At 71.2% G+C, this 15399-nt stretch carries 15 protein-coding genes; 10 read left to right on the top strand and 5 right to left on the bottom strand.

The features are described from left to right. Window positions 1-236: 236 nt before the first annotated feature. From JTN19_RS03085 to JTN19_RS03075, 3 genes are all read left to right on the top strand, one after another. The gene (locus JTN19_RS03085) at window positions 237-1226 is read left to right on the top strand and encodes a Bug family tripartite tricarboxylate transporter substrate binding protein (protein ID WP_206930358.1); all 990 of its coding nucleotides are present in this window, start codon (window positions 237-239) and stop codon (window positions 1224-1226) included. A gap of 25 nt (window positions 1227-1251) precedes the next feature. Next, entirely contained in the window at window positions 1252-1869 is a 618-nt protein-coding gene (locus JTN19_RS03080; RefSeq protein ID WP_242530807.1) for a protein-tyrosine phosphatase family protein, read from the top strand. 153 nt (window positions 1870-2022) lie between these two features. Beyond that, window positions 2023-3348 (top strand): LLM class flavin-dependent oxidoreductase, encoded by a 1326-nt coding sequence (locus JTN19_RS03075; protein WP_242530806.1) that lies wholly within the window; start codon window positions 2023-2025, stop codon window positions 3346-3348. A 21-nt stretch (window positions 3349-3369) separates the two neighbouring features. On the opposite strand, the gene JTN19_RS03070 is transcribed toward JTN19_RS03075, so the two are convergent. After that, window positions 3370-4065, bottom strand: a complete 696-nt coding sequence (locus tag JTN19_RS03070; RefSeq protein WP_206930347.1) for a DUF1194 domain-containing protein — start codon at window positions 4063-4065, stop codon at window positions 3370-3372. Window positions 4066-4117: 52 nt separating this feature from the next. Continuing rightward, complete coding sequence (locus tag JTN19_RS03065) at window positions 4118-5446, bottom strand: MFS transporter (RefSeq protein WP_206930346.1); 1329 nt, start codon at window positions 5444-5446, stop codon at window positions 4118-4120. 63 nt (window positions 5447-5509) lie between these two features. On the opposite strand from JTN19_RS03065, the gene JTN19_RS03060 reads away from it, so the two are divergent. From JTN19_RS03060 to JTN19_RS03050, 3 genes are all read left to right on the top strand, one after another. After that, a complete protein-coding gene (locus tag JTN19_RS03060; protein WP_206930345.1) occupies window positions 5510-6370 on the top strand; it encodes a dimethylarginine dimethylaminohydrolase family protein in 861 nt (286 codons plus the stop codon). 65 nt (window positions 6371-6435) lie between these two features. Next, window positions 6436-7725 (top strand): Hsp70 family protein, encoded by a 1290-nt coding sequence (locus JTN19_RS03055; protein WP_206930344.1) that lies wholly within the window; start codon window positions 6436-6438, stop codon window positions 7723-7725. A gap of 37 nt (window positions 7726-7762) precedes the next feature. Continuing rightward, window positions 7763-8017, top strand: a complete 255-nt coding sequence (locus JTN19_RS03050) for a DUF3297 family protein (protein WP_206930343.1) — start codon at window positions 7763-7765, stop codon at window positions 8015-8017. 45 nt (window positions 8018-8062) lie between these two features. Here JTN19_RS03050 and JTN19_RS03045 read toward each other — a convergent pair whose 3' ends face one another. Beyond that, entirely contained in the window at window positions 8063-8377 is a 315-nt protein-coding gene (locus JTN19_RS03045; RefSeq protein WP_206930342.1) for a DMT family transporter, read from the bottom strand. A 54-nt stretch (window positions 8378-8431) separates the two neighbouring features. Continuing rightward, complete coding sequence (gene htpG, locus JTN19_RS03040) at window positions 8432-10267, bottom strand: molecular chaperone HtpG (protein ID WP_206930341.1); 1836 nt, start codon at window positions 10265-10267, stop codon at window positions 8432-8434. Window positions 10268-10435: 168 nt separating this feature from the next. On the opposite strand from htpG, the gene JTN19_RS03035 reads away from it, so the two are divergent. After that, window positions 10436-10843, top strand: a complete 408-nt coding sequence (locus tag JTN19_RS03035; RefSeq protein ID WP_206930339.1) for a DUF3775 domain-containing protein — start codon at window positions 10436-10438, stop codon at window positions 10841-10843. Between the two features lie 97 nt (window positions 10844-10940). Here JTN19_RS03035 and JTN19_RS03030 read toward each other — a convergent pair whose 3' ends face one another. Further along, window positions 10941-11552 carry a TetR/AcrR family transcriptional regulator gene (locus tag JTN19_RS03030; protein ID WP_206930337.1) on the bottom strand — a complete coding sequence of 204 codons (612 nt, stop codon included), beginning with the start codon at window positions 11550-11552 and terminating at the stop codon, window positions 10941-10943. Between the two features lie 98 nt (window positions 11553-11650). On the opposite strand from JTN19_RS03030, the gene JTN19_RS03025 reads away from it, so the two are divergent. From JTN19_RS03025 to JTN19_RS03015, 3 genes are read left to right on the top strand one after another with little or no spacing between them, the layout of a single operon-like run. After that, window positions 11651-12517, top strand: coding sequence for an FAD binding domain-containing protein (locus tag JTN19_RS03025; protein WP_206930335.1), 867 nt, complete (start codon window positions 11651-11653; stop codon window positions 12515-12517). Beyond that, the gene (locus tag JTN19_RS03020) at window positions 12514-12987 is read left to right on the top strand and encodes a (2Fe-2S)-binding protein (RefSeq protein ID WP_206930333.1); all 474 of its coding nucleotides are present in this window, start codon (window positions 12514-12516) and stop codon (window positions 12985-12987) included. The genes JTN19_RS03025 and JTN19_RS03020 overlap by 4 nt, the downstream gene beginning before the upstream one ends. Continuing rightward, a complete protein-coding gene (locus JTN19_RS03015) occupies window positions 12984-15380 on the top strand; it encodes a xanthine dehydrogenase family protein molybdopterin-binding subunit (RefSeq protein WP_242530805.1) in 2397 nt (798 codons plus the stop codon). Before JTN19_RS03020 ends, JTN19_RS03015 begins: the two co-directional genes overlap by 4 nt. Window positions 15381-15399 lie beyond the last annotated feature (19 nt).

The raw sequence follows: 15399 nt of genomic DNA, 5'->3' as shown, positions 1-15399 counted from the left end.
CTAGCCGCGCCCGCGCATGTAGCGGCGTTCGGGGCGGTAGCCGAACCAGCGGGAGAGGCGACGGATCAGGGCTTGGAACATAGCGGGGGCTCGGGCGCGCATGGCCCCTCATGGGCCAGGGATGAGGCCGCTTCCGGCCGTCTCAATGGCATTCCTATGGCACCGAAAGATGAACAACGGATTGCCGGAGCGCGATCCATGCCCCATCTTCGCCCCATCAAAAGGGAGAAAACGCCATGACCAACATCGTCCGTCCCGCGCGGCGTACACTGCTCGCGGCTGGCCTTCTCAGCCCGCTCGCCTCGCCCGCCATCGCGCAATCCCCCTGGCCCAACCGCCCCGTCCGCGTGATCGTGCCCTGGCCGCCGGGCGGCAGCACCGACGTGCTGGCGCGCATCGTGGCCGAGCGCATGCAGGCCATCACGGGCCAGCCCTTCGCCGTCGAGAACCGTTCGGGTGCGGCCGGCAATATCGGCGCCGACGCCATCGCGAAATCCACGCCCGATGGCTACACCATGGGCCCGCTGACGCTGACCGTCTGGGCCATCCACATGTTCCTGTATGACCGGATGCCCTTCAATCCGGACACGGAACTCCAGCCCATCTCGATGCATTGGGAACTGCCCAATGTCTTCGCGGTGCCCAGCCAGCATGTGCCGGCCCGCAACCCGCGCGAGTTCATCGAATGGGCGCGCGCGCGGCGGCAGGGCGTGGCCTATGGCTCGCCCGGCGTGGGCACCAGCCCGCACCTCTCGGGCGCCCTCTTCGCCAACCGCCACAACCTGGATGCGACGCATGTGCCCTTCCGGGGCGCCGCGCAGACCATCCCGGCCATGCTCCAAGGCGATGTGAACTTCGCCATCGACAACCTGGCGAGCTACGTGCCCGTCATCGCGGACGGCCGCATGCGGGCGCTGGCGGTGACGAGCGCGGAGCGCCACCCGGCCCTGCCCGACACCCCCACCATGGCCGAGGCGGGCATCGAGAACTTCACCGTCGCCTCCTGGTGCGCCTATGCCTTCCCGGCCGGCGTGCCGGCGCCCATCCTGCAGCGGGCCAACCAGCTCATGCAGGAAATCCACAACGACCCCGCCATCCAGGACCGGTTCATCCGGGCCGGCGGCCGCGCCATGGCCTCCACGCCCGATGGCGTGTGGGAACGCGCCCGGCGCGAGCGCCCGATGTGGGAGGAGATGGCGCGGATTACCGGCGCGCGCCTGGGGTAGTATAGGGGCGGGCATGTCCCGCTGGATGAATGCCCTTTTCGTGGACCACGCGGTGCTGCGCGTCGCGTGGCGCAACTGGGGGGTGGTGGAGAGCGGCCGGCTCTACCGGTCCAACCACCCCCTGCCCTGGCAGCTTGCCGCGGCCGCGCGGCGGCACGGCATCGCCAGTGTCATCAATTTGCGCGGCCACCGTGCCGCCTGCGGCTCCGACCATCTGAGCCGGGAGGCGGCGCCGGCCCTGGGCCTCGTCCATGCCGACCAGCCGCTGGAAAGCCGCGGCGCGCCGCACAAGGACCGGCTGCAAAGGCTGATCCACCTCTACCGCACCCTGCCCGAGCCCATCCTGATCCATTGCAAGTCCGGCGCCGACCGCGCGGGGCTGGCGGCGGGCGTCTGGCGGCTGCTGCAAGGCCATGGGGCGGCGCGGGCGGCGGCGGAACTCTCCCTGCGGCACGGGCATTTCGCGGCGGCCAAGACCGGCATCCTGGACGCCTTCTTCGCCGAATACGCCGAGGCCGAGGCGCGCGGCCGCGACTTCGAGACCTGGCTGGCGCAGGATTACGACGAGGCCGCGCTGCGCGCCCGCTTCCGCCCGCGCGCCGTCGCCTCCTGGTTCACCGACAAGGTGCTGCGGCGGGAGTGAGATGAGCGGGATGCGTCGAGGCGGTTGCGCCGAAGACGTTGAATCCCGCGACCGCCGGAGGCAGGCGCCTTCCAGCCATGCGTGGTGCGCCGGTCGTGCTGGGGCAGGCGGATGCCCATCTGCCCCGCAACCCCACATGGCGGAGACCCTGCCTTGCCCGCACGCCAGCTTCACCTCGGCGCCTTCATGCGCCCCGTCACCATCCACACCGGGGGCTGGCGCTGGCCGGGCGCCTGGGCGGATGCGAATTTCAGCTTTCCGCGCCTCAAGCACCTCATCCAGCGGCTGGAGGCGGCGAAGTTCGACGCCCTCTTCATGGCCGACCACCTGGCCCTGCTGAACATGCCCATCGAGGCGCTGCGGCGTTCCCACACCGTGACCAGCTTCGACCCGCTGACGCTGCTGCCGGCGCTGGCCGCGGTGACGGAGCGCATCGGGCTGATCGCCACCGCCTCCACCACCTACAACGACCCCTATCATGTGGCGCGGAAATTCGCGTCGCTCGACCACATCAGCAATGGGCGGGCGGGGTGGAACCTCGTCACCACCGCGAACCCCGACGCCGCGCTGAATTTCGGCCATGACGCGCACATGGCGCATGGCGAGCGCTACAAGCGCGCCCGCGAATTCTACGACGTCGTCACCGGGCTGTGGGACAGCTTCGCCGATGACGCCTTCCTCCGCGACCAGGAGAGCGGCATATTCTGGGACCCCACGCGCATGCATGTGCTGGACCACAAGGGGCCGGAGCTTTCCGTGCGCGGCCCGCTGAACGTGGCGCGGCCCGTGCAGGGCTGGCCCGTGATCGTGCAGGCCGGCGCCTCCGAGGCCGGGCGGCAGATCGGCGCCGAGACGGCCGAGATGATCTTCGCCGCCGGCGGCCCCATCGAGGACGCCCGCGCCTTCTACGCCGATGTGAAGTCCCGCGCCGCCGCGGCGGGGCGTGATCCGGAGCAGATCAAGATCCTGCCCGGCGCGCTGGTCGTGGTGGGCGACAGCATCGAGGAGGCGAAGGCCAAGCGCGCGCGGCTCGATTCGCTGGTGCATTACGAGAGCGCCATCGGCTCGCTGTCCTCCGTGCTCGGCGTGGACGCCGGCCGCTTCGACCCTGACGGCGCCTTGCCCGAGATCCCCGAGACGGAATCCAGCAAGTCCGGCCGCGAACGCACCATCGCGCTGGCGCGGCGCGAGGGGCTGACGGTGCGGCAGCTCGCCCAGCGCATCGGCGGCTATGCGGGCGCGGCCATGGTCGGCACGCCCGCCAGCATCGCGGACGAGATGGAGGAATGGCTGGAGAGCCGTGCCTGCGACGGCTTCAACATCATGTTCCCCCATGTGCCCGAGGGGCTGGAGGATTTCGTGACGGGCGTGGTGCCGGAACTGCAGCGGCGCGGCCTGTTCCGCACCGAATACACGGGCACCACGCTCCGCGACCATCTGGGGCTGAAGCGCCCGGCGAACCGCTCCTTCCCCGCCTGAGGCGGCAGCGGGGCCCGGGCGCTACGCCACTTCCAGGATGATCTTGCGGCGCACGGCCTGGGCGAAGCTGGCCATGCCCTCGGCCGGGAGCACGAAGGCGCCCGGCCCGCCCGAGACGTTGCGGCGGTAGTATTCGTCGAGCGGGATCAGCCCCGGGAAGCCGGGCGTGTCGTCCAGGATGGGCAGTCCGTTGATGATGATGCCCTCCGCCACCGCCTCGTCCCGCGCCTCCGCGCTGGGTCGGCCGGAGTTGTTCACGCCATCCCCCGAGATATCCACCACCCGGCGCATCCCGTGCCAGGGCGCCGCCGCGAGCAACTGGCGCGCCACATCAATGGCGCCCGAGACCGAGGTCCAGCCCACGGGGCGCGGCGGATGCTTCTGCAATTCCTCCACCCAGCCATGGGCGGCCCCGGGCGAGGCGATGCGCGTCCAGGGCACGATCACGCGCTGATAATCCCGGCCCGACCATTCCATGTAGGTGACGCCGATGGCGCCCAGCATGCCGCGATGGATGGCCTCCATCACCGCCGGGTCGGTCATGGCGTCCACATAGCCGCGGCGTTGCAGCGCCGCCTGCTCCTCATTGATGGAGCGCGAGACGTCCACCGCCAGGACCAGCAGCACATCCACCGAATCCTCGGCCGCGGCGCGGCGCGTGGTCTGGAGGAAGGGGGCCGCGAGGGCGGTGGCGAGAATGATGGTGCGGCGGCGCATGGCGGCCTCCCGATTCGCTACCCTCAGCCAACGCGGCCTTGGCGGCCGGGTTTCAGCGGCGCGTGAGCAGCAGAAGCGCGATCACGCACAGCAGCGCGGCCGCGCCCAGGCTCGCCGCGAAGCCTTGTTGAAACCCGCCCGGCACTTGGTCGAAGACCAGGGTGAGAAGCGAGGCCGCCATCACCACCCCCAATGTGCGCGTCATCATCGCGAGACTTCCGGCCACGCCCCGCTGCGCCCGCGGCAGGCTGCCGGTGACGATCTCGGCATGGGCGACGGTCAGCAGGCCGAGGCCCACCCCGTGCAGCAGCAGGGCGGCCAGCATCCAGGGCGGCGGCGTGGCGGCGGTCCAGAAGGCGATGGCGGCCAGGCCGAGCCCCGTGCAGCCCACCCCCAGCCGCACCAGCAGGGTGGCGGGAACGCGACCCGTGCCCCAGCCCGCCGCCAGCGAGGCCGCCATGCTGCCCGTGGCCGAGACGGCCAGAACCAGCCCGCCCCAGCCGGTGGGCAGCCCGGCCACGCCCGTCAGGTGGTAGGGCACGAAGAGCAGCACGGCGAAGCCCGCCATGTGCGCCAGCACCACGGCCAGGTTCAGCGCGGCGAAGCCCGGCAGGCGAAACACGGACAGGTCCAGCACCGGATGCGCCACGCGGCGGCTGCGCGCCACGAAGCCCCAGGCGGCCAGCGCCGCCAGCAGCAGCAAACCGGGGGCGAGGAACCCGCCCTCGCCCAGGTGCCGCGCCTGGTTCACCGCCAGCAGCAGCCCGCCGATGGCGGCGGCCAGCAGCAGGGCGCCCGGCGCGTCGAAGGGCTCGCGCCGGGCCGGCAGGGGGGCGCCGGGCAGGCGCCAGGCCAGCAGCAGCGCCAGCAGCGAGAGCGGCGTGCGGAACCAGAACACCGCCGGCCAGCCGAACGCCGCCACCAGCACCCCGCCCGCCAAGGGCCCCAGCACGGAGCCCGCGGCGAACATCAGCCCGTAGAGGCCGAGCGCCCGGGGCCGCAGCGCCTCGGGCACCTGCGCCGTGACCAGGGCCGGCCCGACGCTGATGACCAGCGCCGCCCCCACCCCCTGCAAGACACGGCAGGCCAGCAGCAGCGGGTAGCTCGGCGCCAGGGCGCAGAGCAGGCAGGCCAGGGCGCTGACCGCCAGCCCCGCGCGAAACATCCTCGCATGGCCGAGGATGTCGCCCAGCCGGCCGATGCCCAGCATCAGGCTGCCATAGGTCAGCACATAGCTGATGACGACCCACTGGATGCCCGCCAGGGGCAGGCCGAAATGTCCCGTGATGGCCGGGAAGGCGATGTTCAGCGCGCTGTCCAGCGGCACCACCAGGCTGCCGAACCCCACCACCCCCATGCGCCAGAGCGCCAGGCGGTTCATCGTCTCTGGCCGCGCGGGCGCAAAGGGGCTGTCATGGCCGCGATGGTAGAGGGAGATTCCGGGATGGGCACATGGGGCGTGGATTCCGAGACGGGCGTGCTGCGCGACGTGCTGCTCTGCGCCCCCGACCATTATGACTGGCTGCCGCTGAACGCCGTGGCGCGGGCCAACATCGCGTCAGGCGCGCGGCCTGACCCGCAGGCCGTCCGCCGCGAGTTCCGCGAGCTGGAGGACGCGCTGGAAGGTGCCGGCGTGCGGCGGCACTACCTCACGCCCGAACCCCATCTCGGCTACCAGGTCTATGCGCGCGACAGCAGCCAGATGACGCCCTGGGGGCCGGTCGTCACCCATATGTTCAAGCCGGAGCGGCAGGGCGAATACGCGCCGGTGATCCATTTCTACGAGAGGCTGGGCTGCCCCATCTGGCGCTATGCCAATCACGGCCATGTGGAGGGCGGCGACATCGCCATCATCCGCCCCGGGCTGCTGGCCATCGGGCACACCGGCACGCGCACGGACCTCAACGGCGCGCGGCAGCTGGCCGGCTGGTTCGAGGCCGAGGGGTGGGAGGTGCGCCTCGTCCCGCTGGACGAGCATTTCCTGCACCTCGACGTCGTGTTCTGCATGGTGAATGACCGGCTGGCGGTGGGCTGCACCCAGGTCCTGGACCCGGATTTCGTGGAATGGCTGGCCGGCCACGGCATCGCCCTGCTGGACACAAGCTACCGCGAGGTGATGGACCTTTCCTGCAACCTGCTTTCGCTGGGGAATGACCGGGTGATCTCGGCCCTGCACAGCGCGCGGCTGAACGCGGCGCTGCGGGCGGAGGGCATCACGGTGCTGGACCCCGACCTGCGCGTCATCACCCGCGGGGGCGGGGGTGCCCATTGCCTGACCATGCCGCTTCGAAGGGAGGCGCTGTAAGGCGGCACGCTTGCAACGGCGGGCGCGATGGGCTTCAACCCGCGCCCCTTTCGGAAGCCCCGCCCATGCGCCCGCGCCTCGGTCTCGATTTCGGCACCACCAACAGCGTCGCCGCCCTGCGCCACCCCGATGGGCGGGTGGAGGTGCTGCGCCACCCGACGGGCGAGGTCTTCCGCTCCGTCCTCAGCTTCTGGCGCGGGGCCGATGGCCGCCCCCGGCACGCCGCCGGCCCCGCCGCCATCGCGGCCTATCTCGAGGAGCCCTTCGAGAACCGCCTCATCATGTCCATGAAGAGCTACCTGGCCCAGGCCAGCTTCACCGAGACGCGCATCCTGGGCCGCGGCTATGACCTGCCCGCGCTGATCTCCCTCTTCCTGCGCGAATGGCTGGCGCCCTTCCGCGCGCATCTGGCCGAGGCCGAGGTCATCGTGGGCCGCCCCGTGCGCTTCGTGGGCGAACGGGCCGATGACGCGCTGGGCGATGCGCGGCTGCGCGCGGCGCTGGCCCAGGCCGGGCTGCATGACGTGACGCTGGCGCTGGAACCCGCCGCCGCCGGGCAGCTCTTCGCGCGGGAGCTGGATGCGCCGACGACCGTGCTGGTGGCCGATTTCGGCGGCGGCACGAGTGACTTCTCGGTGCTGCGCTTCGAACCCCACGAAGGCCGCGTCACGCCGCTCGGCCAATCGGGCGTGGGCATCGCGGGTGATGCCTTCGACTTCCGCATCATTGACCATGTCGTCTCGCCGCAGCTCGGCAAAGGCGGGACCTATCGCGTGATGGGCGGCAACCCCCTGCCCGTGCCGCCCGCCTGGTACCTGGCCTTCGCGCGGTGGAACCAGTTGTCGCTCATGCGCGCGCCGCGCACCCTGCGCGACATCCGCGAGGTGGCGGCCACCGCCGAGGACCCCGAGGCGCTGCACCGCCTGCTGCGCTTCCTGGAGGAGGAGGCCGGCTATGCGCTCTACCGCGCCGTCTCGGGCGTGAAGGCCGCGCTGTCGGGGGCGGAGGAGGCGCGGCTGCAATTCCACGAGGCGGGGCTGGACCTCGACGCGCCCATCACGCGGGCGGCGTTCGAGGGCTGGATCGCGCCCGAACTCGCGCGCATCGGCGCGGCGGTGGACGCGGCGCTGCTGGATGCGGGTGTCGGCGCCGGCGCGGTGGACCGCGTGTTCCTGACGGGCGGCACCTCGCTGGTGCCGGCGGTGCGGGCCATCTTCACCGAACGCTTCGGGGCGGAGCGGGTGGTGGCCGGCGGCGCCTTCGTCTCGGTGGCGGAGGGGTTGGCGCTGATGGAACCCGTTGGCAAGGTCGCCGCCCTGGCCTGCGGCCCCGCGGCTGATTCACGCCTTCGGTGATTCCACCGAAGGCGATCAGACGCTATGACGTCCCACCATGACCGATACCCCCACCCTTCCCGACCGTCTCTCCAGCGACCCCAGCAGCCCCTTCTACAACGAGGAATTGCTGAAGCGCGGCGTGGGCATCCGCTTCAAGGGGCAGGAGAAGACCAATGTCGAGGAGTATTGCGTCTCCGAAGGCTGGGTGCGCGTCAGCATGGGCAAGAGCGTGGACCGCAAGGGCCGCCCGCTGACCCTGAAGCTGACCGGGCCGGTGGAGCCCTACCTGCACGACCTGCCGCAGGAATAGCGCCCGATCCGCGAAGGCGGCACGCCGAAGCGGTGAATCAGCAGCTCAGCCCGCCGCCTTCAGCACCAGGATCCCGCCCACGATCATCGCGATGCCGGCCACGCGCGGCAGGCTCACGGCATCGCCCAGGAAGGCCATGCCGATGATGGCCGTGCCCGTGGCGCCGATGCCGGTCCAGACCGCATAGGCCGTGCCGATGGGCAGCACCTTCAGCGCCAGCGACAGCAGCCAGAAGCTGGCCGCCATGGCCGAGACGGTGAACAGCGACGGCCAGAGCCGCGTGAAGCCCACCGTGTATTTCAGCCCGACCGCCCAGGCGATTTCCAACAGCCCCGCCGCGGCGAGGGTCAGCCAGGCCATGCCCATGCATCTTCTCCGTTGCCGGGGCAGCGGTAGGTGCCGGGCGGCCTTGGGTCAAGCTTCCGCGGCCAGCGCCGCCGCCACGCGGCGCGCGAAGCCCGCCGGGTCGCGCGGGGCATCGCCGTCCTGCACGCGCGCGAGGTCGAGCAGCAGCCCGGCCATCTCCGTCAGGTCCTCACCCGCCTCCGCCCGCGCGGCCAGGCGGCGCACCAGCGCATGGCGCGGGTTGAGGCGCAGCACGGCGCGGTCCGGCCCCAGGGCGCGGCCGGCGCGGCGCATCATCCGCTGCATGGCGAGGTCCGGCGCGCCGGCCTGGGCGGCCAGCACGGCGGGGCTGTCCACCAGCTGCGCGGTCTCCTCGACGCCCGCCACATCCTCCTTCAGCGCCTCGCGCAGCAGGGGGATCAGCTTGGAGAGGTCCGTGGCCTCCTCCTCCGCCTGGCCTTCCGCCGGCAGCTTCGACAAATCCACCTGGCCCTGCGTGATGCTCCGCAGCGCCTTGCCCTCGAAGCTCGCCAGGCGCTCGGGCCAGAAGGCGTCAATGGGGTCGGACAGCAGCAGCACCTCCAGCCCGCGCGCCCGAAAACCCTCCAGCTGCGGGGATTTCGCCAGGGCCGCCGCGTCATCGCCGACCAGGATGTAGATCTCCTCCTGGCCTTCCTTCATGCGGGCGATGTAGTCGGCCAGCGAGGTCCAGCCTTCCTGCGCGGAGGACCGGAAGCGCAGCAGCGCGGCCAGCTCCGCGCGGTGCTCGGCATCCTCCCACACGCCTTCCTTCAGCGTGGCGCCGAAATTCTCCCAGAAGGGCGTGTAGCCCCCGGAATCCTTCGCGCGGGTCTTGAGTTCCGACAGCACGCGGGCGGTGACGGCGCGGCGGATGCGGGCCAGCACGGGGGTGGCCTGCAGCATCTCGCGCGAGACGTTCAGCGGCAGGTCCTCGGTGTCCACCACGCCGTTCACGAAGCGCAGCCAGGGCGGCAGCAGCGCGGCCTCATCGGTGATGAACATGCGCCGCACATGCAGGCGCAGCCGGCTTTCGCGCGCCTCCTCCACCGGCGTGAAGGGCTTCATGCCGGGGATGAACAGCAGCGCGGTGAATTCCAGCGTGCCCTCGGCGCGCCAGTGCAGGGTGGCCCAGGGCGTGTCGAACACATGGCCGAGATGGCGGTGGAATTCCGCGTAGGCCTCCTCGGTGATCTCGGATTTCGGCTTGCGCCACAGCGCCGTGCCCTCGTTCGCCGCCTGCTCCTCACCCTCCTTCACGACGACGATGGGCAGGGTGATGTGGTCCGCCCATTTGCGGATGATGGTCTGCAGGCGCAGCGGCTCCAGGAATTCCTCCGCATCGGCCTTCATGTGCAGCACGATGTCGGTGCCCGCCTCCTCGCGCGCGGCCGGCGCCAGCGTGTATTCGCCGCGGCCTTCCGAGGCCCAGGCCCAGGCTTCCTCGGTGCCGGCGCGGCGGGACGTCACCTCCACGCGCTCCGCCACCATGAAGGCCGAGTAGAAGCCCACGCCGAACTGGCCGATCAGGCTCGGCTTGTCGGCGGGCTTCTGCGCCTCCATCGCGCGGGCGAAGGCCAGCGTGCCCGAGCGCGCGATGGTGCCGAGGTGCTGCGCCAGCTCGGCCTTGTCCATGCCGATGCCGTTGTCGCTGATGGTGAGCGTGCGCGCGGCCTTGTCCGGCGTGATGCGGACGCGCGGTTCGCCAGGCAGGGAGAGGTCCGGGTGGGTCAGCGCCTCGAAGCGCCGGCGGTCCACCGCGTCGGCGGCGTTGGCCACCAGTTCGCGCAGGAAGATCTCGCGCTCGGAGTAGAGGGCGTGGACCACCAGGTCCAGCAGCCGCCCCACCTCGGCGCCGAATGCGTGCCGTTCGACGGATTCGGTCATGATCGGTTCCTCAACAAGGTCTTGGGCGGCGGCGATATGCGCGGGGCGCGGCGAGGATTCAAGCCGGCCCGCAACCGCCATGCCAGGCCCCCGTTCTCCCTGGCACGCCCGGAGGAAGGCCATGACCCCAGCGACCGAACCGAAACCCCATCCGTCCGCGGGGCGCCCATGAGCGGCCTGCCCGAGCGCGAGGAGGTGGACCTCATCCTCGACATGCCCACCCTTGTCGCCATCATCGCCGCCGCCCGCGCCGCCGACGAGGTGCAGGAGGAGGCGGTGAACGAGCCCGTGCAGGACCCCGAGAACCCCGAGGATGTCAGCCCGCGCGAGATGGGCCGCGCGGTGGCGGGGATGATCGCGAACCTCAACGAGGACGAGCAGGCCGCGCTGATCGCGCTGACCTGGATCGGCCGGGGCGATTTCGACGCGACGGAGTGGACGCAGGTGCTGCACCAGGCGCGCGAGCGCAACGCCGACGGCACCGCGCCGCATTACCTGGGGGAGATGCCGCTGCTGGGGGAGCTGCTGTCCGAGGGGCTCGCGGCACTCGGCCGGCCGCCGGAGGAGGAGGGCTAGAGCGGGATGCGTTGAGGTGGAATCACCGAAAACGTTGAATCCCACTCTCCACGAAGGCTGGAGCAGGCTGCGTGAGCGCATGTGAACGCAGCATGCTCTAGGCCGCCGGACGCAGCCCCGCCAGGAACCGCGCCACGGCCGCCGCGATGGCGGGCGCGGGGTCTTCCGGCGTCGGCAGGCGGTAGATGAAGCGGCGGATGCCGATGTAGACGATGCCGCCATGGAGGTTCCACATATCCTCCAAGGAGGGCGCGGAAAGCCCTGGGCTCGCCGCGATCTCCTCGCGCAGCGGGGCCAGCAGGCGCTCGCCCACATGGTCGAGGTAGCGGCGGTTCAGCACCTCGCCCGCCAGGCCCGCCCACATGAAGATCCGCATCCACTCATAGGTGAAGATGGCCCGGGTGTAGGCGGCGTAGAAGGCGCGGAGCCGGGCCTCGATGGGGGTGGCGCGGTCGCGGATGGCGTCCACCCAGCGCGGATCCAGCCGGTCCAGATAGACGCGGGCGAAGACGGCCTCGGTCAGCTCCGCCTTGCTGCCGAAATACTGGTAGACCAGCGCCTGGGTGACGCCGGCGCGCCGCGCGAGGTCACGCGTGGTGCCGCCCAGCCCCACCTCGGCGAAATGCGCCACGGCGGCGTCCAGGATCTGTTCGCGCCGCGCCTCGGGCTCCAGCCGGCGGCGCGGCGATGGCGGCGGGGGTCCGTCCAAACCTCTGCTTCCTCTCGCTTGACAACATGCTGCCCTCCGCTGATCAATTGATCAACAAGTGGCGCGGGGCGTGCAGTCTCGCGCAGGGAGCAGCGTTCATGAAGTGGCCCGCACTGGGATATCTGCGCGCGTCGAGCCTGGATGAGCTGTGGCGCGCGCTGGGGGAGGGGGCGCAGATCCTGGCGGGCGGGCAGACGCTGCTGGCCACCCTCGCCTTCCGCCTGTCCGAGCCCGGCACCCTCGTGGACATCACCCGCATTCCCGAACTGCGCGGCATCAGCGTGGCGGGCGGCGTGCTGCGCGTGGGCGCGCTGACGCGCCATGCGGAGCTGGGGCGGGACGCGCTGGTGGCCCGCCACGCGCCGCTGCTGACGCAGGCCGTGCCGCACATCGCGCACCCCGCCATCCGCAACCGCGGCACCATCGGCGGCAGCCTGGCCTATGCCGACCCGGCCGCCGAACTGCCGGCCTGCGCCGTGGCGCTGGATGCCACGCTGGTGCTGGCGCGCGCGGGCGGCGAGCGGCGCGTGAAGGCCACCGAATTCTTCACCGGCCTGCTGACCACGGCGCTGGAACCGGGCGAGATCATCGCCGCCGTCGAATTTCCGCTGGCCGGGCCTTCGCAGCGCACGGTGATCCTGGAAGTGGCGCGGCGCAGCGGCGACTACGCCATGACCGGGCTCGCGGCGGTGCTGGACCTGGGTGCCGATGGCCGCATCGCCTCGCCCCGCCTGACCTTCTTCGGCGTGGGCGAGGGGCCGGTGCTGGCCGCGCGCGCCAATGCCGCGCTGGAAGGTCGCGCGCTGGACGCAACCGCCATCGCCGCCGCCCAGGCCGCCTTGGATGCCGATCTCGACCCGCCCGCCGACCTGCACGGCCCGCCCGCCATGAAGCGCCATCTCTGCCGCGTGCTGCTGGGCCGCGCGCTGCAATCCTTCACGCCCGCCACGGAGCAGGCCGCATGATGATCACCCTGACCGTCAATGGCGAGCGCGTGACGCGCCATGTCGAACCGCGCCGCCACCTGATCGATTTCCTGCGGCTCGATCTCGGCCTCACCGGCTCCCATGCCGGGTGCGAGCACGGGGTCTGCGGCGCCTGCACGGTGCGCGTGGATGGCGAGATCGTGCGCGGCTGCCTCGTGCTGGCCGCCAGCCTGGACGGCGCCGAGGTCACCACCATCGAGGGCCTGACCGACAGCGGCGAGGTGGCGGATTTGCAGGAGGCCTTCGTGGCGCGGAACGCCGCGCAATGCGGCTTCTGCACGCCGGGGATGGTGATGGCGGCGGCCGACATCCTGGCGCATCACGCCGATGCGGACCGCGCAGCGATCCGCGAGCATCTGTCGGGCAATTACTGCCGCTGCACCGGCTACCAGGCCATCGTGGAGGCGGTGGAGACCACGCTCGCCGCCCGGCGGGAGGCCGTCCGATGAACGACATGCCCACCCCCGCCAGCATCGGCCTCTCGCGCGAGGATTTGCCCAACTCCTATATCGGCCGCTCGGTGCCGCGGCCCAACCTGCCCAAGCTGGTGCAGGGCCGCGCGACCTACACGGATGATGTGGTGCTGCCGCGCATGCTGCACGCGGCCTTCCTGCGCAGCCCGCACGCCCATGCACGCATCGCGGCCATCCGCACCGAGGCGGCGCTGGCGGTGCCCGGCGTGGTGCGCGTCTTCACCGGCGCGGACCTGGCGAAGGTCTGTGACCCTTGGGTGGCGGTGCTGGACCACCTGAAGGGCATGAAGTCCGCGCCGCAGCACCCGCTGCCGCTGGAACGCGCCACCTGGCAGGGCGAGGCGGTGGTGGCGGTGCTCGCCGACACGCGCGCGGCCGCCGAGGATGGCGTGGCGGCGCTGGAAGTGGACTGGGACCCCCTGCCCGCCCAGACCGACATGGAGACGGCGCTGGATGCCGGCACGGTGGTGATCCACCCCGAGCTGGGCGACAACCTCGTCTTCACCCGCACCGCCACCAAGGGCGATGTGGACGCGGCCTTCGCCGCCGCGCACAAGGTGGTGGAGGCCACCTTCGTCACGGGCCGCCACACCGGCGTGACACTCGAACCACGCTCCATCATCGCGGACTACAACCGCGCGGATGGCACGCTGACGGTGCACCAGGCCACCCAGGCCCCGCACATGATGCAGACCGTCTATGCCAAGCATCTGCGGATGGAGGAGGGCCAGGTCCGCGTCATCTGCAAGGATGTGGGCGGCAGCTTCGGCATCAAGGTGCATGTCTATCCGGACGAGGTCGCCGTCGCCGCCGTGGCGCGCATTCTCGGCCGCCCGGTGAAGTTCATCGCGGACCGTTTCGAGAGCTTCGCCTCCGACATCCATGCGCGCGACCATCGCATCAAGGCGCGGATGGCGGTGGAGGCGGATGGCACCATCATCGGCTTCGACGTGGATGATTTGACGGGCATCGGGCCGTATTCGGTCTATCCACGCACCTCGGCCATGGAGGGCAACCAGGTGGTGAACCTGGTGGGCGGCCCCTATGACTTCGCGCATTACCGCTGCACGACGCGCGTGGTGCTGCAGAACAAGGCGCCCACCTGCCAGTATCGCGCCGTCGGCCACCCCATCGCGACCGCCGTGACGGAGGGGCTGATGGAGATGGCGGCGCGCGAGCTGGGGATGGACCCCATCGAACTGCGCCGGCGCAACATGATCCGCGACGACGCCTACCCCTTCACCTCGCCGCCGGGCATGCGGTTCGAGGGGCTGTCGCACCATGCCTCGCTCGACAAGCTGCTGGAGATGGTGCCGGTGGCGCGCATCCGCGCGGACCAGGAGGCGCAGCGCAAGCGCGGCGTGTATCGCGGCCTGGGCTTCGCGGCCTTCATCGAGCTGACCAACCCCTCGCCCTTCATGTATGGCATCGGCGGCGCGCGGATTTCCGCGCAGGATGGCTGCACGGTGCGGATGGACCCGGATGGGTCGGTCGTGGCGTCCTCCGGCGTCACGGAACAGGGGCAGGGCACCGAGGCCATCCTCGCGCAGATCGTAGCCCATGGCGTGGGCGTGCCGGTGGAGCGGGTGAAGATCATCACCGGCGACACGCTGAACACCCCCTATGGCGGCGGCACCTGGGCCTGCCGCGGGGCGGGCATCGGCGGCGAGGCGGCGCTGCAATCGGCCCTCGCCTTGAAGGCGCAGATCCTGGAGGTGGCGGGCGCCATGCTCCAGGCGGCACCCGAGAGCCTCGACATCGTGATGGGCCACATCACCGACCGCGCGACGGGGGCGGAGCGCATGTCGCTGCACGAACTCGGCCGCATCGTCTATTTCCGCGGCGACACCCTGCCGCGCGACCTTCCGCGTGAGCTGGTGCAGACGCGCCACTTCATCACCAAGGAATACCCCTTCGCCTTCACCAACGGCATCCAGGCCTGCTGGGCCGAGGTGGACACCGACACCGGCATGGTGAAGCTGCTGGAGCATTGGGTGGTGGAGGATTGCGGCCGCGTCGTGAACCCGCTGCTGGTGGACGAACAGGTGCGCGGCGGCGTGGTGCAGGGGCTGGGCGGCGCGCTCTACGAACACTGCGTCTATGATGAGCGCGGCAACCTGTTGACCACCACCATGGCCGACTACCTGGTGCCCATGTCGGCCGAGATGCCGGACATCCATGTGGGCCATGTCGAGACGCCCACGAAGGAAAGCCTGCTCGGCGCCAAGGGCGCGGGCGAGGCCGGCACGGCGGGCGCACCTGGCGCGCTGATGAACGCCATCAATGACGCGCTGGCGCCGCTGGGTGCCCATGTGCTGGAACAACCCTTCACCCCCGCGCGCATCCTGGCCGCGCTGGGCCGCTTCTGACGCCGGGAACGGGAGGAAA

Origin of the sequence: Roseococcus thiosulfatophilus (assembly GCF_017311575.1) — a bacterium.
Classification (GTDB): domain Bacteria; phylum Pseudomonadota; class Alphaproteobacteria; order Acetobacterales; family Acetobacteraceae; genus Roseococcus; species Roseococcus thiosulfatophilus.
The sequence above is the reverse complement of the archived record's forward strand: the minus strand, read 5'-3'. Positions and strand labels throughout refer to the sequence as shown.